Consider the following 17,071-nt stretch of genomic DNA (forward strand, 5'->3'; position numbering starts at 1 on the left):
CTGACCCGCCGCCCCCCGCCGCCACACGCTCGGACCGTGGTCCCCTCAGACCGTGGTCCCCTCAGTCCGTGGTCCCCTCAGTCCGTGGTCCCCTCAGTCCGTGGTCCCCTCAGTCCGTGGTCCCCTCACATCGGGGCCCCTCGGACAGCGACCCTCACACCGCAGTCCGCTCCACGGGGATCCACAGCTCCGCGTCCGCCACTGCCGCGTCCTGCGACAGCCGGGTGCGCAGGACCTCGGGCCCCGGCCTGCTCCGGTACGGATTGGAGGGGAACCACTGCGTGAAGACGTCCCGCCACAGGTGCTGGAGCGCCTGCGGGAACGGCCCGGAGTTCTCGAAGACGGCCCAGGTCCCCGCCGGGACGAGGAGCGCGTCCAGATCCTCCGGAGCGTCGGCTCCGGTCACCACCGCGTGGTAGTAGTCGAGTTCGGTTCCCTCCGCCCGGCTCGGGTCGAGGCTGTCGCTCACGCCCAGGATCCCCTCCGGTTCCTGGTCGGACAGCGCGGTGATACGCCCGATCGTCTCCTCGTCGATGGCCCGGATGAACTCCGCGATCCGCGGGTTCACCCCCTCATGGACGAGCGGGACACGGACCTTCTTGCCGACGACACGGAACTGCTCCTTCTCCACGACCCGGTATCGCATGCTGCTGCTCCCTTCGACAACGAGACGGAAGGACATCCGCGGCTGGGAGCGCAGAGAGACACCTGTTCGCCGGGCCTCGCCCGGACCCACACCGTGCATGGTCCGGAACGCACGCGCGAACGCCTCCCCGGAGCCGTAGCCGTATCGCACCCCGATCTCCAGGAGCGTCCGCTCCCCGGTGAGCACCTCGGCCCCCGCCATGGTGAGCCGCCTGCGCCGGATGTACTCCGACAGCGAGATCCCCGCCAGCGCGGAGAACATCCGACGGAAGTGGTACTCCGACGTCATCGCGATCCGCGCCAGCTCCGTCACCTCGATCCGCTGGTCGAGACGCGCCTCGATGTGGTCCAGGGCCTCGTTCAGCCGCTCCAGCACACGGTCTCCTTCCCTTACGCCCATCACGTTAGGAAGGCCGCCCCCTGCCGGACCCGACATCCTGTGCCCGGTCCGATCGGGTGGCCCGGGCCGCCATCCGGGCGGGATACCGCTCTGGGCGTGGGGCGGGCGTCCGCCGGATCAGGGACGGACAGGTCCTAGTGCCGCGCCGCTTCCCGCAGCCGCCCGAACTCCTCCGCCATCGTGGCCGCAGTCCAGTGCGCGTTCAGCCCGCTGGGGTTGGGCAGCACCCACACGCGCGTGTCACCGATGCGCCGTTCCTGCGGACCTATGGCGGCCCTGCGGTCGTCGAAGGCCGCCCTGTACGCGGTCACGCCCACCACCGCGAGCCAGCGCGGCCGCAGCCGCTCGACCTTGGCGGTGAGCAGGCGTCCGCCCTCCGTGTACTCCTCGGAGGTCAGCTCGTCGGCGCGGGCGGTCGCCCGTGCCACCACGTTCGTGATCCCGAGCCCGTACGATGGCAACTCGCCCTGCTCGGACGGCTTCATGAGCCGTGGTGTGAAGCCGGAAAGATGCAGCACCGGCCAGAAGCGGTTGCCGGGACGGGCGAAGTGGTGGCCCGTGGCGGCGGTCGTCAACCCCGGGTTGATGCCACAGAACAGCACGTGGAGACCGTCCGCGACGACGTCCGGTACGAGACGGTCGCGGGCGGCCTCCAACTCCGCTGCGGTGAACCGCCTCAGAGGATCGCCCCCGGCGCGTAACCGGCGGCCTCCGGGCGCTGCTTCACGATCTCCTCGATGCGGCCCACGATGACGGCGACCTGGTCGGCGGCGGCGCCCGTGAAGGACAGCTTGTCGGCCATCAGCGCGTCGAGCTGCGCCCGGTCCAGCGGGATCCGCTCGTCCGCGGCCAGCTTGTCGAGCAGCTCGTTGCGCTCGGCGCCCTGCTCGCGCATCGCGAGTGCCGAGGCGACGGCGTTCTCCTTGATGGCCTCGTGTGCGAGCTCGCGCCCGACACCCGCGCGCACGGCGCCCATCAGCACCTTGGTGGTCGCCAGGAACGGCAGGTAGCGGTCCAGCTCCCGTGCGACGACCGCGGGGAACGCGCCGAACTCGTCGAGCACCGTCAGGAACGTCTCCAGCAGCCCGTCGAGCGCGAAGAACGCGTCCGGCAGCGCGACCCGGCGTACCACCGAGCAGGACACGTCGCCCTCGTTCCACTGGTCGCCGGCCAGCTCACCGGTCATCGACGCGTAGCCGCGAAGGATCACCATGAGGCCGTTGACGCGCTCGCAGGAGCGGGTGTTCATCTTGTGCGGCATCGCGGAAGAGCCGACCTGGCCGGGCTTGAAGCCCTCGGTCACCAGCTCGTGCCCGGCCATCAGCCGGATCGTCTTCGCGACCGAGGAGGGGCCCGCCGCCAGCTGCACCAGCGCGGTCACGACCTCGTAGTCCAGCGAGCGCGGGTAGACCTGGCCGACGGACGTGAACGCCTGGGAGAAGCCCAGGTGCTCGGCGATCCGCCGCTCCAGCTCGGCGAGCCTGCCGGCGTCCCCGCCCAGCAGGTCGAGCATGTCCTGCGCCGTACCCACCGGGCCCTTGATGCCCCGCAGCGGGTAACGGCCGAGCAGCTCCTCCACCCGGCCGTGCGCCACGAGCAGCTCGTCGGCGGCGGTCGCGAAACGCTTGCCGAGGGTGGTGGCCTGTGCGGCCACGTTGTGCGAGCGGCCGGCCATGACCAGCTCGCCGTACTCGCCCGCCAGCTTCCCGAGCCGCGCCAGCACGGCCACCGTACGGTCGCGCATCAGCTCCAGCGAGAGCCGGATCTGCAGCTGCTCCACGTTCTCGGTGAGGTCGCGGGACGTCATGCCCTTGTGCACGTGCTCGTGCCCGGCGAGGTCGTTGAACTCCTCGATCCGCGCCTTCACGTCGTGCCGCGTGACCTTCTCCCGCTCGGCGATCGAGGCCAGGTCGACCTGGTCGAGCACCCGCTCGTAGTCGGCGAGCGCCGCGTCCGGCACCTCGATCCCCAGGTCCTTCTGGGCCCGCAGCACGGCCAGCCAGAGCTGCCGCTCCAGCCTCACCTTCTGCTCGGGCGACCAGAGCGTGGCGAGCTCGGCGGAGGCGTACCGTCCGGCGAGGACGTTCGGGATACGGGGCTTGGCTGGCGCAGAAGTCACGTAGACGGATTCTACTGGCGATTCGTGCAGGCCAGAGCCAGGGGGTTCTTCGGAGGAAACTACGAGGCCGACGTCGGGGCGTCCGCGATCTCCGCCAGGATGTCCGCGTGGCACAACTCCGGTGCGCACCAGCAGGCCAGCGTCTTGCCGCGCAGCTCCGGCACCAGGGCGAGGAGCTCGGGGCGGGCCATGAGGTGCTCGCGGTACTTCACCATGATCTCGGCCCGCGTCCCGTCCCGTTTCTTCTTGGCGGTGTCGTACTGGAACGGGTTGTAGAGCGCGTGCTGGGGCAGGTCCCAGTGACCCATGGTCCAGCGGCGGCCCACGTAGACGAGGTCGTCGGGGGCGTTCTCCAGTCGCGGGCCGAACTCGCGGATACGGCCCTTGAGGTTGATCACGGTGGTGGCCACGCGCTGCTCCCTCCGATGCGGGCCGGTACGGGCCCCTCCAGGCTGCCGGTCCCTCGTATCTCCAGGCTGCCGGACCCTCGTACGGCAGCAACTCGGGCCGCTTCTCGGGGCGGCCGTCCCCGGACGGTGTACCCATGGGGTTGACCAGTCCGGAACGCGGGCGACAGCGCTGATCACCGCTCGTGCGGCCTCCGACCAGGCATGTTGCCCGGAATGCGGTGCTGACTCAGCTCGGATGCAGGACCGGTACCGACGGCGGATCGACGATCTGGTTGTTGGCGGTTCGGGAGTGGCAGAACAGGAGCTGCTTCGGCGAGGTGCTCGTGAACAGGGATTGATCGTAGTCTCCGTAGCGCTGCGCGACGTCGAGACCGGCCAGCCGGCAGAGCGCCAGGAGTTCCTCGGGAAAGAAGCAGCGCATGCTGACTTGCTTGGTGCGTACGCACACGCCGTCGCGTAGGTAGTCCAGAGTGAAGCGCAGCACTTGGGCGGCGGCGTCGTAGCTGGTCGTCGCTCGCACGTCGAGCCTCGCCCCGGCCCGGTCCGCGACCGACTTGTGGTGGTAGGGCGACTCGGGGAGCCGGCACAGCTTGGCCATGTAGGGGTTGAACACGTCCAGGATCAGGGTCCCGCCTGGTCGCAGCACGTTTCGCGCCGAGGTGAGGAACGCGATCACGGAATCCAGGTCGTGCAGGTGCTGCATCGCGTTGGTTGCCGAGAACACCAGGGCGAAGCGCCTGTCGGAGCGGATGTCTCGGCAGTCCTGTTCCAGCCACTCGACAGCCAGTCGCTCCTCCTCGGCCCGCTGACGGGCACGCGCAAGCATCGAGGGCATGATGTCGAGCCCTGTGACCTCGACACCCGCCCGCGCGATCGGCAGGGTGATGCGCCCGGTTCCGCAGGCCACCTCCAGGACCGGACCGCCCGCCCGGACCGCTTGGCCGAGGAAGAACGGGATGTCGTGGGTGCGCGCGGTGAACTCCTGATCGTAGAAGTCCGCATCGTCGTATACGGCCAGGTCCTCCAGTGGCTTCATCGCGCCACCGTCGGCGTCGGGCCGAAAGCGTCGGCAAGGCTGGTCAGGACGGAGCCGGACCAGCTGTTCTCCCCGAACACGCTGACCGGCATGGCGAGCACGCCGCACTCACGCTGGAGCGTCTCCGCTGGGATTTCGACCGGGAAGAAATAGTTGCCGGGACACGTCCGGCTCGCCGTGGGAATCGCCCCGAGCACCTCGTCCGGCAACCGTTCGAACAACCGCTCAGCCCGTGCGGCCAGTCCGTCGACGACCTGCCGGGGCACGTCGCTGTGCTCGGTCAGCAGACGGTCGGCGAGCCTCAGCTGTGCCGGCGTCGGCGGATCCGCCCGGAACGCTTCGGCCCATTCGGTGTGCGCGGGGCTCAGCAGGACCACGCCGAACGTGCGTGGCCACAGCCATCCCTTGGTGACCGAATGCAGCAGGACCGCACAACCGGTGTCCAGCAATCGCCGTGTGCCGGCAGCGAACGGGGCTCCCAGGTCGTAGACGCTGTCGATCAGCAGGCGGCGGCGTGGTGATTCCCGCAACCACGAGATCACCGCGGCGCACTCGGCATCGGACAGGTAACGGCCGAGCGGCTTGCTGGGGTTGGCGAGCAGCAGGTATTCGGGCCGGTGGTCCGCCGGCGACCTCGGCGGGGCCGGCGCCGGTAGCGTCGGGTAGGACATGGGCTCGAGGCCCGCAGCGCGGGCCAGCTCGAAGTAAACCGGGTACACGTCGCTGGGCAGCCACAACCGCGCGTGCACGGCGCGCAGCCAGTGGAACACCACACCGAGCCCGTGCCGGACCCCTCGACAGACCATGGCGTGGCCGGACCACTCTTCCGGCAGCTCGAAGCGCCGCAGCCAGGCTCGGGCGAGATCGCACCGGTGCACCGTACTCATGTCGGTCGGCGCTTCCGGCCGCACCGGAGCAAGCGCCCGGTACACGTTGGTCTCGGCGGCGTCCAGAAGCGACGGGGAAGCACTGAGTTGCCGCTGCCGGAATTCCTGGAACTCCTCGAACCTCATGCCGCCGCGCCCTCCGGCACGATCTCGCTGGCCCGGTCTTCCAGGGAGGCGTAGCAGCGTCCGTCGGCCATGACGTTCCAGCTGCGTGCGATCCCGCTGGTGCGTTCCCAGAGCAGGCTGGGCTCGGTGTAAGCGGCGATCCGCATCGGCCGTTCGTCCCAGCTGCCGTGGTAGACCGGCGCGCCCCAGGGCAGGCGGCTCGCCAGTTCGAACCCGTGCTGATCGGCGAACCGGGTGACGATGGACAGCGAAACCTGGTGCTCTCGGCTCCAGACGTTGGCGGCGCGGTCGAAGTAGAGCGACTCAGTGCTGGTGGATACGTAGAGCTCTTTGAAGCAGACTTCCTCGACGCCTAGAGCCGCGGCCCACGAAAGGTAGTCGCCGACGCCGGCCGCGTCGGCCACGCCGCCGTGCTGGAGCACGCAGATCAGCCTCATCCGCAGCCCCGGCCAGCGGTCACGTTCCACGCGCCAGGTGTCGATGACAGAGCTCACCGGCGTGCGCAGCATCATCAGCCGCTCGTTGACGGCGTCGTCCTGATGGTGCCGGGAGACCGCCAGCACGCTCAGGCCCGCGGCGCTCACGGCTGCGAGGCGGTCGGCCCGATCAGCGTGCCGGCCTTTCGCCAGGGTGTGCGCGTTGGTGATCAGGACGACCTTCGGGAAGGCCGCCGAGCAGGCGGACACCAGTCGCAACTGCTGTTCGAACGGTATGAGCGTGGGCTCCCCGCCCCCGGTGATCACCGCACGCTCGGCACCCGCCGCACGGGCGCGCTCCAGCCAGTGGGCGACCGCGTCCCACGGGACCCGCGCCGGTGCCTGGTCGCTGGAGATCGAAGCCGCGGAGAAGCAGAACGAGCACCGGGCCTGGCAGGCGGAGGCGACCGGCAGAAGCGACACCGAGCGCGGTCGCGTGTCGGCGTAGCTACGCAGTGCCGAACCGTGCAGGTGCAGGGAGGACGCCATCGCATCCTCGACGGTCGTCGGACGCAGAGTGAACTCGTCGCCCGCTTGGTCGAGCTCATGGACCGCCGACAACCGGATGCGAGCCTCGTGCAGTTCCATGCCGAGGCCGGTCGACACGTTGGGCACCAGCTTGTCGGGGTCCACCACGGTTTCCAGCACCAGCAGCCGGTCGCCCGGAATGGCCAGCCGGTCCAGCAGGCGTCGCGCCTTGCCGATGCCGATTCCCAACTCCGCGCGGGTCAGCAGGTGGAACCGGTCGGGATAGGTACTCTCCGGAATCCCCGCCTTACCGTAAGCGAACGCGTACTTGTCGAAACCCTTCGCGAAGTTCGACAGCACGATGACGTGGAAGCGCTGGTCGCTATGGTTCATCCCGTCATCATGCATGAACGGGCCCGGACGACATGGGCCGAACTGCAGGTGGAACGCGGTGTCCCGATCCGATCCGACTAGGTGCGCTTGAGCGTGGGCATGAGGCGGAGGGCGTTGTCCCGGTTGATGCCGCGGCGTTGGCGGTTGGTGAGGACGGGGTCGGTCTCGATGGCCGGTACCGTGAAGCCGGTGATGATGTCGGCGGAGGCGGCAGGCCAGTCGGTGCCGAAGAGGATCCGGTCGGTGCCCGCGGTGGCCACCAGAGTGCCCGAGGGGGCCAGCGGGCCCGCTGTGTCGTAGTAGAAGCGGTGGAGATAGTCCTGTACACGGGCAGCATCGAGGGGTGGGGTGCAGAAGCTGCCGAAGGCCTTCATACGGGTGGTGATCTGAGGGAGGAACCCGCCGGCGTGTGGCAGGACGACTGACAGGTGCGGGTAGCGGTCGAGTGTCCTGGTACGGATCAGGTTCACGGCGGCACGCGTGGAATCCAGCAGGAAATCGCACATGAAGTTCGGAATTCCGGGGACGGTGGGCACGCCGGGTGGTCCGCCCGGGAGGTCGAGCGGGTGGGTGAAAAGGACCGTGGCGCGTTCGTCGAGTTCTGCGAGGAAGCGGTCGTAGGAGGGATCACCGAGGTAGATCCCGTTGTAGTTGGCTTTCATGCTGACTCCAACGGCACCGAGCTTGTCGAAAGCCTGTCGGAGAGCCCACGTGGTCACGTCGGGATGGTCCAGGACAGCAGGGCCGAGGATCGCGAAACGGCCCGGGTGCGCGGCCACCAGGTCGGCCATTGCCTCGAAGACGACAGTGAGGCCTTCCCTGGCCTGCGCGGCGGAGCGGTACCGGTCCTGCATGGTGGGGTTGAGGACCGCGGTTGCGATGCCCACCCGGTCCATCAGCGCCAGAGTGGAGTCCGGATCCCAGCGCGTCCACCACGGCAGTTCCTTCCGCTGCACCAAGCCCTCACGCTCGGCCCAGTCGACCCATGCCGGAGCGGTGAAATGGTGGTGGACGTCAATCCTTGACCGGCCGGCGTCGTCATCGCTCTGCGAGCCATGGAGCGCCGCTTCCTCCCTGGTCAGAGCACTGGACCCGCCCGTCGTGGCGACGGTGGTCGCCACCGCACCACCGGTGATCAGCAGACTGCGCCGACTCATGGCCTCGGTCGATTCCGGCATCCGTGCACCCCATCCGTAGGTAGCTCCAGCTTGCTGCACCACGATGGCCCGGCGACGGGCCTGCGATCAGCACGGCGTGCCCTGTTCGAGGCCGGTTACCTCGGACGGACGCGGTCCAGAGGGTGGGGCCTGGCCCGTCCCCGCCGTCGTCCGGCTTTCGGGACGGGGCGGGCTCGCCGTGAGCTACGGGTGGCCGGTCGTCGAGGTCGACAGGATGCAGGTCCTCGCTCAGGATGCTGTACGACTCGCGGCATGACGTCGGTCTGTCGGCTGCAGGTGCCGTGTGGGTGAGGCCCCCGCGTTCAATCGGGTGCATGGCATCCCGGGCGAGGCTCCGGGTTAGGGCCAGAAGGACCCTAGGGCCCCACCTGTCGCCAGTCCGTCACAGGGCCAGGGTTTGTGTGGTCCACAGGGGTGACCCAGAAGGCTTTGCCCAGATCAGCGCTGAAGTGGGCGCCTGTCCGGCCGTCCCCCGACGACCGCCCCGTCAGCCGGCGCCCGATCCACGGCACCAGGTGCTGCCGTGCGAACCGCACGTCGGCCACGCGTCGCGCGACCCACGCGGGTGGTGCCGTGGACGGGGACGGTGTACGCCACTCGGAGTCCTCCGGCTCGTACCCGAGCGTCTGCCAGACCGCCTCGGCGACCCGTCGGTGGCCCTCGCCCGTGAGGTGCAGCCGGTCCACGTCCCACAGGCGGGGATCACTCAGCGAGGGCGCCCCGTACAGGTCGACGACCAGGGCGCCGTGCCGGGCCGCCAGCTCGTCGACGCAGGCGAACAGCTCCTCCATGCGGGGCCGGAACCGCTCCAGCACAGGGCCCTGACGCCCGGGGCTGCGCATCAGCACGAGCCGGCCGCAGGACGGGGCGAGGCGCTCCACGGCCTCCTCCAGGAGTCCGCGCACCCGGCCCATGTCGCACTTGGGCCGCAGGGTGTCGTTGAGTCCGCCGACCAGCGTGACCACGTCCGGGCGCATCGCGGCGGCCACGTCGACCTGCTCGTCGACGATCTGCCCGATCAGCTTCCCGCGCACCGCCAGATTGGCGTACCGGAAGCCGGGTGTCCGCGCGGCCATCCGCGCCGCGAGGAGATCCGCCCAGCCCCGGTACGAGCCGTCCGGCAGGAGGTCCGACATGCCCTCGGTGAAGGAGTCGCCGAGGGTGACAAGACTGGTGTAGGTGGGATTCGTCTGCATGGCGACAGAGATGGTATCCCGTGCACATACCCGGCGGTCGGTCGGGCCCCGTGGACCGCCGCGGAGGCCCGTGGAACGCCGCGGAGGCCCGCGTACCTCACACGGTGGTCTGCCCGAACAGCTCCCGCAGCACGTCCTCCATGGTCACCAGCCCCGCGAGCCGTCCGTCCGAACCCAGCACGGCCGCCAGGTGCGTGCTGCTGCGCCGCAACGCCGTCAGCACGTCGTCGAGCGGCGTGGCCTCCCGGACGCGGGCGATCGGCCGCATGTCCTTCACCGGGAACGGCACGTCGCGCGGGGACGCGTCGAGCGCGTCCTTCACATGGAGGTAGCCCACGATGCGGCGCCCCTCGTCCACCACGGGGAAGCGGGAGAACCCCGTGTCGGCCGAGAGCCGCTCCAGCTCCTCCGGCGTGACGCCCACGCGCGCGTAGACGACGTGCTCCAGAGGCAGGACCACATCCCGCACGGGCCGGCGGCCCAGCTCCAGCGCGTCGTGCAGCCGCTCCTGCGCTCGGTCGTCGAGGAGACCGGCGGCGGTGGAGTCCTGGACGAGCCGGGCCAGCTCGGCGTCCGAGAAGGTCGCGGTGACCTCGTCCTTCGTCTGGATCCGCATCAGCCTCAGCAGCGTGTTGGCGAAGGCGTTGATCGCGAAGATCACCGGGCGCAGCGCCCGGGCCAGCGTCACCAGAGGCGGGCCGAGCAGCAGCGCGGTGCGCACCGGCTCCGCGAGCGCGATGTTCTTCGGCACCATCTCGCCGAGCAGCATGTGCAGATACGTGGCCAGGGTCAGCGCGATGACGAACGACACCGCGTGCCCCGCGCCCTCCGGCACACCCACCGCGTGGAACACCGGCTCCAGCAGGTGCTCGATCGCGGGCTCCGCGACCACACCGAGGACCAGGGTGCACAGCGTGATGCCGAGCTGCGCGGCCGCCATCAGCGCGGACACGTGCTTCAGGCCCCACAGCACGCTGCGGGCCCGCCGGTCGCCCTCGTCGGCGTACGGCTCTATCTGGCTGCGGCGTACGGAGATCAGCGCGAACTCGGCGCCCACGAAGAAGGCGTTGACGACCAGCGTCGCGAAACCGATCAGCAGCTGGACAGCGGTCATCGCTCCCTCTCCTCGCCGGCGAAGTCATCGGAGTCGTCGGAGCCGGAGCCGTCGGACAGGACCGGCGCGTGCAGCAGCACCCGCGCGGCCCGGCGCCCCGAGGCGTCCACCACGTCGAGCCGCCACCCGCCGACATCGACGGTGTCGCCCACGGCCGGTATACGGCCCAGCTCGGCCGCGACCAGACCCGCCAGGGTCTCGTACGGCCCCTCCGCCACCCGCATGCCCACGCGCGCGAGCTGGTCGGTGCGGGCCGAGCCGTCGGCCGAGTACAGCGTGCGGCCCTCGTCGTCCGTGCCCGCGGGGGCGAGGTCGGGCGTCTCGTGCGGGTCGTGCTCGTCGCGGACCTCGCCGACGACCTCCTCGACGATGTCCTCCAGGGTGGCGACGCCCGCGGTGCCGCCGTACTCGTCGATGACGACGGCCATGGTGCGCTTGCCCGACAGCCGGTCCAGCAGGCGGTCCACGGTCAGCGTCTCCGGGACGAGCAGCGGCTCGCGCAGCAGCTCGGCGACGGAGACGTGAATGCGGCGGTCGGCGGGCACGGCCAGGCAGTCCTTGATGTGGACGGTGCCGACCACCGAGTCGAGGTTGCCGCGGTAGACGGGGAAGCGGGACAGGCCGGTGGCCCGGGTCGCGTTGGTCACGTCCTCGCAGGTCGCCTGGGCGTCCAGGGCGATGACCTGGACGCGCGGGGTCATCACGTTCTCCGCGGTCAGATCGGCGAGGTTCAGCGTGCGCACGAACAGCTCGGCGGTGTCCGCCGGAAGGGCGCCCTCCCTGGCGGAGTGCCGGGCGAGGGCGGCCAGTTCCTGCGGGCCGCGCGCGGAGGCCAGTTCCTCGGCGGGTTCGAGGCCGAAGCGGCGTACGAGACGGTTGGCCGTGTTGTTGAGGTGCGTGATGAACGGGCGGAACGCGGCGCTGAACCAGCGCTGCGGGTTCGCCACATGTCTGGCCACGGCGAGCGGCGAGGAGATCGCCCAGTTCTTGGGCACCAGTTCGCCGACGACCATCAGGACGACCGTCGACAGGGCCGTACCGAGGATCAGCGCGATCGAGCCCGACGCGGAGCGCGGCACGCCCAGGGACTCCAGCGGGCCGGAGATCAGCTGGGCGATGGACGGCTCGGCGAGCATACCGACGACCAGGTTGGTGACGGTGATGCCGAGCTGGGCCCCGGAGAGCTGGAACGTCAGGTTCCGCACGGCCTTCAGGGCGCCCGCGGCGCCCCGGTCGCCGCGCTCCACGGCTCGCTCCAGCTCGCTGCGCTCGACCGTGGTCAAGGAGAACTCGGCGGCGACGAAGGCCCCGCAGACGACGCAGAGCAGCATCGCCACCAGAAGGAGGAGCACTTCGGTCATCGGGTCACCCCCTCCCATGGTCGGGCAGGGGTGTGCGGTCCGCGCGATGCCGCGGACCGGGGACGGGATGGCCGACTACTGGGAGGCTCGCCCATGGGCGGACGCTCACAACCTTTCCGTAGGACTGGGACGGTCCACCCATGGTAAAGGATCGGCAAAGTGATGCGTGCGCTCGGTCCCTGGGTGCCTCGGGCGCGTACCCCGTGGCGCGCCCCGGCATGTGGCGGTGGCCGACACCCGGCGGTCCGGCCTGTGTCTGTCCTTGCCGCGCCCGTGTCCGTGTCCCGTGCCCGTGTCCCGTGCCCGCGCCCGTGTCCGGGCTTGTGCCTACAGCGACTTGACCCAGCGCCGCCAGTGGTCCTCACGGTGGTAGCCGGCCGACGCCCAGGTGTGGTGTGCCTGTTCGTTGACCTCCAGGACCATGGCGTCGATCCGCCGTCCGCCCAGAGCGACGAACCGTTGTTCGGCCGCCTCCATCAGGGCGGTGGCTATCCCTTGCCGGCGATGGTCCGGATGCACGGCCAGTCGGTAGGCGGAGCATCGCCATCCGTCGAAGCCGGCGATGACGGTCCCCGTGAGGAGGCCGTCGCGCTCTGCGAGGAGCAGGGCCCCGGGGTCCGTGGTGATGAGCCGGGCCACGCCGTCGTGGTCGTCGGTGATGCTCTTTCCCTCCGCGGCCTCGCGCCAGAACCGCAGCACGGTGTCGATGTCCGAGAGGGCGGCGCAGCGGATGTGAAGATCGCTCATGGGGTGAGCCAAGCAGAGCGCCGCGCTGTCTGGCGAGCGGTTTCCATGGACCGGCGGTTTCCGTGTGCCGGCCGCTGCCAACTGGCATACGGTGCCTGTCGGTTGCCCCATGTGGCGCTCCGGCTGAAACGCCTGGCAGACCGCGCTCAGGAGCGCTATGCTCCCCGCGATGACCACTCACTCTGTGTACAGATTGGGGGTCCCGTCCGCGCAAGGTGAGTGCTGATGCTCACTCAGACCGCGAACGGGGATTCCCGCTTTTCCTTCTGGCCGCGCGTGCGCGAGTTCGCCGTGCCGCCCTCCATGATCGAGACCGCGACCGCCCGCCGCCGCAGCGGGGACTGGGCGGGGGCGTGTGCCGCCGCAGGCGTCGACGTCGATTTCAATCTGCGTTCCCTGGCGCGTACCCATGGCCGGGAACTCGCGGCCCGGATCCGGGCCGATCTTCGCCATCTGGCACCCGACCTGCTGCGCTGGCACATGCCGAGGGTCGCTCCTGACGGGCTGCTGCGCCCGGGTCTCACCATCCCCCTGGCTCGGTACGACGCCACGGGACGTGACGGTCCGTGCCCGGTGCACCTCGTGGCCCGGACCCCGCCGGCCTGGGCGGACGCCGGGCAGCGGATCAGCCTCGCCCTGTGGGACGGATCCCACTCCGGGTTCGGCGCCCCGCGGCACCCGCATCCGCACCCCAGCCGGCGCTTCCGTCTCGACCTGCACCGCCACCTGTGGGACGCGCGCAGGACGGGCGAGCTGCGGATCCGGTCAGCAGCCGATGGGCAGCCCGCCGGCCCGCCGCCCGTCGAGGGCCATTCGATGCCGGACCCGGAGTCGCAGAGGACGGTGCCGCCGGGGCGTCGCTGTGCCGTGGACCGGTGGGCGGCCGAGACGCGGATCCTCCTCCACGCCGAGGGGCGGTCCACCGGTACCGCCACCGTGCGGTTGGGGTCCCGGCATCGCCTGCTCCTGGACCTGGTCGCGGACGTCACGGAGGTCATGGACGTCACGGGCGTCGTGGACAGGGACGGGGCCGGTCCGCCCGTACTGCGGATCACGGAGGCGCCGACGGACGGGGACGTCTCCGCGCTGCCGGTACTGCCCGACGCCGCGACCTGGGTGCTGCCCGACCTGGAACTGATCCGCTCCGGTGCGATCGAGCCCGACCGACTGCATCCGCTGGTGGCCTCGGCACTCGTACCGGACCATGCGCCGACCGGTTCGCCCCGGGCGCCGGACCCGGCAGGACAGCCGTGCCTCGTGGAGTGCCGGGGAGCTCAGCACCGGATCGGCCTGGTGGACGGGGTACTGGCTCCGCTGGACCACGACCCGGCCGAGATCCGGCGGGAGGAACTCCTGGTCGCACTGACCGGTACGCCGCTTCCCTGCCTGCGGGCCATCGACGAGGCCCACCGTCATCCGGACTGCCTCACGGGTGTCCGCGAGCGCCTGGACCATGGCGACACCGCCGGTGCGCTGGCCGTCGTCGAGGGCCTGCTGGGCCCGGACGCGGTGCTGCGCGGCGGCGCCCTGCGCGACGAACTGGAGACGGCCGCGCAACGGCGGATCACCTACGGGCTGTACCGGGCGGGTCTGATGGGCCCTGGGCCCGACCGCATCCGCCAGGGTGCCCGTCGCCGTCCCCGCGACCAGCGCTCGCGCCCGCGCCACGCGACCCTCAGCTGACCGGGGGGCCTCCGCCCCGACCCACCAGGGCCCCCACCCACCAGGGGGCCTCATGCGCCCACTCGACTCACGCCGGCCGAGGGCCTCGGTCCTCGATCCTCGGCACCCACTCAGCTCACCACGAACCGATCCACGCCCCCATGGACCCACGACCCCATGAACCCACGACCCATAGGTGATCAAACATGCCCACACTCACCCCGTCCGCCGCGACCAGCACCCCCTCCGAGCCGACCCGCCTCCCTCAGCTCGAAGTCGCCGACGAGTTGCTGACCCTGCTGCGCGACACGACCACCGAGCCGCGCCCCGACACACAACTGGAGGCCCTGACTCTGGCCGTGGCCGCCGACCTGCCCGTACTGCTGTGGGGTGAGCCGGGGATCGGCAAGACCGCGGCGCTGACGCAGCTCGCGGCCGCCCTGGACCTTCCGCTGACCACCGTGATCGCCAGCGTGCACGAGCCGTCCGACTTCTCGGGCCTGCCCGTCCTCGGAGACGATCCCGCCGAACAGGGTGTCCCGATGGCCCCGCCGGACTGGGCTGTGCGACTGGTGCGGGCCGGGCGAGGCCTGCTGTTCCTGGACGAGCTGTCCACCGCGCCTCCCGCCGTTCAGGCCGGCCTGCTCCGCCTCGTGCTCGAACGGCGGATCGGTGCCCTACGGCTGCCGCCCGCGGTCCGGATCGTGGCTGCCGCCAATCCGCGGTCCTCGGCGGCCGACGGCTGGGAGCTGAGCCCGCCGCTGGCCAACCGGTTCGTGCACCTCCAGTGGACCCACGACCACGAGGTCGTCGTACGGGGCCTCGGCGGCACCTGGCCCCGGGCCACCCTGCCACGGCTCGCCCCGGAGAAGCTGCCGGAGGCCGTGGACTTCGCCCGCCGCGCGGTGTGCGGGCTCCTGTCCGCCCGCCCCGGACTCGTCCACCGGCTGCCCAGCGGGGAAACCCGCCGCGGCGGCGCCTGGCCGTCCCCTCGAAGCTGGGAGATGACGCTGTGCCTGATCGCGTTCGCGACCGCGGCCGGATCCTCCCGGGAAGTGCTGTCCCTGCTGGTCAGGGGCACGGTGGGAGACGGTCCGGGGCTGGAGCTGCTGGCGAGCCTGGACCGGATGGACCTCCCGGATCCCGAAGTGGTCCTCGCCGACCCCGCGGGTGCCGCCCTGCCCGAGCGGGGGGATCTGCGCCAGGCCGTGCTCGACGGTGTCGTGGCGGCGGTCCGCAAACGCCCGGAGAGGTCCCGCTGGGACGCGGCGTGGGCTCTCCTGGTCCGGGCGGTGGAGACCGGAGCCCCGGATCTGGTGGTCGTCCCCGCGACCACCCTCGCCACGCTGCGCCGGGAGGACTGGGAGGTTCCGGCGTCGATCGAGCGGCTCGCCGGAGTGGTGACCCTGTCCCGGCGGGCGGACCGGGCGGCGGCGCGGACCGCGGTCGGCGCGAAGGCCGGCCGATGACAGCGGACGCACCGGGAACGGCGGACGTGCCGGTGACGGCGGATGAACCAGTGACTGCGGACGTACCGGTGACGATGGACGCGCCGGTGACGGCAGACGCACCCGGCACGCTGGACCTCGACAAGCTCTTCGCCGCCCGGTTGCACGCCGCCCGGGTCCGGCCCTACCTGGCGACGGCCCTGTTCGCCCTGCACACCGTCGAGTCACGGCTGGTACCGACGATGGCCGTCGACAAGTACTGGCGGTGCTATGTCTCGCCGGCGTTCGTGGACCGTACGCCGGTGGAGGAGCTGGCCGGGGTGTGGGTGCACGAGGTCTCGCACCTGCTGCGTGACCACCACGGGCGCAGTGACCGTGTCGCGCGGGAGCGCGGGCTGACCGGTCCGGGTGAACGGCTGCGGATGAACATCGCCGCGGACTGCGAGATCAACGACGACGTGTTCGGCCAGGGGCTGCTACGGCCCAGAGGCGCCGTCCGGCCGTCGTCCCTGAAGCTGCCCGAGGGGGAGCTCATGGAGGACTATCTGCGCCAGTTCCGCCTCGGGCCGCGTACGCAGAGCATGTCCTGGCTGGACTGCGGCAGCGGCGCCGACGGACTGGACCGGGAGTGGGACATGGGCCCGGACGGCGCGCACGGCCTCAGCGCGCAGGAACGGGACGCGGTCCGGTTCCGGGTGGCCCAGGGCATCACCGCCCGCCCGGGGGACACCCCCAAGGGGTGGCGGCGATGGGCGGAGGAGGTGTTCCACCCTCCGTTGCCGTGGCGGCAGTTGCTGGGAGCGGCGGTCCGCTCGGCGGCCTCCGGCTCCGGCGCGGGCGAGGACTACACCTACGGACGGCCGTCGCGGCGCTCGGCCGCCCTGCCCGGCGCCGTTCTGCCGAGCCTGCGGCGCAGGCCGCCCCGGGTGTCCGTCGTCATCGACACGTCGGGGTCGGTCAGTGACGCCGAACTGGGCAGCGCGCTTCTGGAGGTCGCCGCGATATCCCGGGCCGTGGGCGGCCGTCGTGACCTGGTCACCGTGGTGCCGTGCGACGCGGCGGCCCGGATCGCGCATCCGCTGTGCCGTGCCGAGGGGATACCGCTGGTGGGCGGTGGGGGCACGAACCTGCGCACGGGCTTCGCCAAGGCGCTCGCCACGCGGCCCCGCCCCGATGTCATCGTGGTCCTGACCGACGGGCAGACACCCTGGCCGGGCACCCGGCCGCCGTGCCGCACGGTGGTGGGCCTGTTCCCACGACAGCACGCGGCCCGGTCGTACGACGAGAGCAGTTCCGAGTACGCCCCGGGCCTGCCGCCCGCCTGGGCACGCGTGGTGAACATCGGGTCGACTCCCGCGGCCCGGTGAGCGCCGTCAGGGTGGTGGCCACGCACAGCACGCATCAA

Annotated in this window: 15 protein-coding genes; 3 read left to right on the forward strand and 12 right to left on the reverse strand. The window is 71.1% G+C overall.

The window, feature by feature from the left end:
* Positions 1-154: 154 nt before the first annotated feature.
* From FNH04_RS15180 to FNH04_RS15235, 12 genes are all read right to left on the reverse strand, one after another.
* Positions 155-1,021 carry an AraC family transcriptional regulator gene (locus FNH04_RS15180; protein ID WP_322723096.1) on the reverse strand — a complete coding sequence of 289 codons (867 nt, stop codon included), beginning with the start codon at positions 1,019-1,021 and terminating at the stop codon, positions 155-157.
* Between the two features lie 158 nt (positions 1,022-1,179).
* Positions 1,180-1,725: a G/U mismatch-specific DNA glycosylase gene (mug, locus tag FNH04_RS15185; RefSeq protein WP_152784478.1), complete on the reverse strand. Its 546-nt coding sequence runs from the start codon at positions 1,723-1,725 to the stop codon at positions 1,180-1,182.
* A complete protein-coding gene (gene purB, locus FNH04_RS15190) occupies positions 1,722-3,164 on the reverse strand; it encodes an adenylosuccinate lyase (RefSeq protein WP_322723097.1) in 1,443 nt (480 codons plus the stop codon). The genes mug and purB overlap by 4 nt, the downstream gene beginning before the upstream one ends.
* A gap of 59 nt (positions 3,165-3,223) precedes the next feature.
* Complete coding sequence (locus tag FNH04_RS15195) at positions 3,224-3,574, reverse strand: DUF4326 domain-containing protein (RefSeq protein WP_322723098.1); 351 nt, start codon at positions 3,572-3,574, stop codon at positions 3,224-3,226.
* Positions 3,575-3,800: 226 nt separating this feature from the next.
* The gene (locus tag FNH04_RS15200) at positions 3,801-4,610 is read right to left on the reverse strand and encodes a class I SAM-dependent methyltransferase (RefSeq protein WP_152784440.1); all 810 of its coding nucleotides are present in this window, start codon (positions 4,608-4,610) and stop codon (positions 3,801-3,803) included.
* Positions 4,607-5,623, reverse strand: coding sequence for an aminotransferase class I/II-fold pyridoxal phosphate-dependent enzyme (locus FNH04_RS15205; RefSeq protein WP_152784441.1), 1,017 nt, complete (start codon positions 5,621-5,623; stop codon positions 4,607-4,609). The genes FNH04_RS15200 and FNH04_RS15205 overlap by 4 nt, the downstream gene beginning before the upstream one ends.
* Complete coding sequence (locus FNH04_RS15210) at positions 5,620-6,960, reverse strand: radical SAM protein (protein ID WP_228031389.1); 1,341 nt, start codon at positions 6,958-6,960, stop codon at positions 5,620-5,622. Before FNH04_RS15210 ends, FNH04_RS15205 begins: the two co-directional genes overlap by 4 nt.
* Positions 6,961-7,037: 77 nt before the next feature.
* Positions 7,038-8,138 carry an amidohydrolase family protein gene (locus FNH04_RS15215; RefSeq protein ID WP_152784445.1) on the reverse strand — a complete coding sequence of 367 codons (1,101 nt, stop codon included), beginning with the start codon at positions 8,136-8,138 and terminating at the stop codon, positions 7,038-7,040.
* A 356-nt stretch (positions 8,139-8,494) separates the two neighbouring features.
* Positions 8,495-9,334 carry an SGNH/GDSL hydrolase family protein gene (locus FNH04_RS15220; RefSeq protein WP_152784447.1) on the reverse strand — a complete coding sequence of 280 codons (840 nt, stop codon included), beginning with the start codon at positions 9,332-9,334 and terminating at the stop codon, positions 8,495-8,497.
* A gap of 97 nt (positions 9,335-9,431) precedes the next feature.
* A complete protein-coding gene (locus tag FNH04_RS15225; protein ID WP_152784449.1) occupies positions 9,432-10,448 on the reverse strand; it encodes a hemolysin family protein in 1,017 nt (338 codons plus the stop codon).
* Positions 10,445-11,809, reverse strand: a complete 1,365-nt coding sequence (locus tag FNH04_RS15230) for a hemolysin family protein (protein WP_152784451.1) — start codon at positions 11,807-11,809, stop codon at positions 10,445-10,447. Before FNH04_RS15230 ends, FNH04_RS15225 begins: the two co-directional genes overlap by 4 nt.
* A 327-nt stretch (positions 11,810-12,136) precedes the next feature.
* Entirely contained in the window at positions 12,137-12,556 is a 420-nt protein-coding gene (locus tag FNH04_RS15235) for a GNAT family N-acetyltransferase (RefSeq protein ID WP_152784454.1), read from the reverse strand.
* A gap of 225 nt (positions 12,557-12,781) precedes the next feature.
* On the opposite strand from FNH04_RS15235, the gene FNH04_RS15240 reads away from it, so the two are divergent.
* The 3 genes from FNH04_RS15240 (at position 12,782) to FNH04_RS15250 (ending at position 17,033) form a co-directional block, all read left to right on the forward strand.
* On the forward strand, positions 12,782-14,239 hold the full coding sequence (locus FNH04_RS15240) for a hypothetical protein (protein WP_152784456.1): 1,458 nt from the start codon (positions 12,782-12,784) through the stop codon (positions 14,237-14,239).
* A 185-nt stretch (positions 14,240-14,424) separates the two neighbouring features.
* Positions 14,425-15,687: an AAA family ATPase gene (locus FNH04_RS15245; RefSeq protein ID WP_152784458.1), complete on the forward strand. Its 1,263-nt coding sequence runs from the start codon at positions 14,425-14,427 to the stop codon at positions 15,685-15,687.
* A gap of 74 nt (positions 15,688-15,761) precedes the next feature.
* Positions 15,762-17,033 carry a vWA domain-containing protein gene (locus tag FNH04_RS15250; protein WP_194236688.1) on the forward strand — a complete coding sequence of 424 codons (1,272 nt, stop codon included), beginning with the start codon at positions 15,762-15,764 and terminating at the stop codon, positions 17,031-17,033.
* The last annotated feature ends 38 nt before the right edge of the window (positions 17,034-17,071 follow it).

It is taken from the genome of Streptomyces phyllanthi (genome assembly GCF_009377205.1).
In the GTDB taxonomy this organism is placed as follows: domain Bacteria; phylum Actinomycetota; class Actinomycetes; order Streptomycetales; family Streptomycetaceae; genus Streptomyces; species Streptomyces phyllanthi.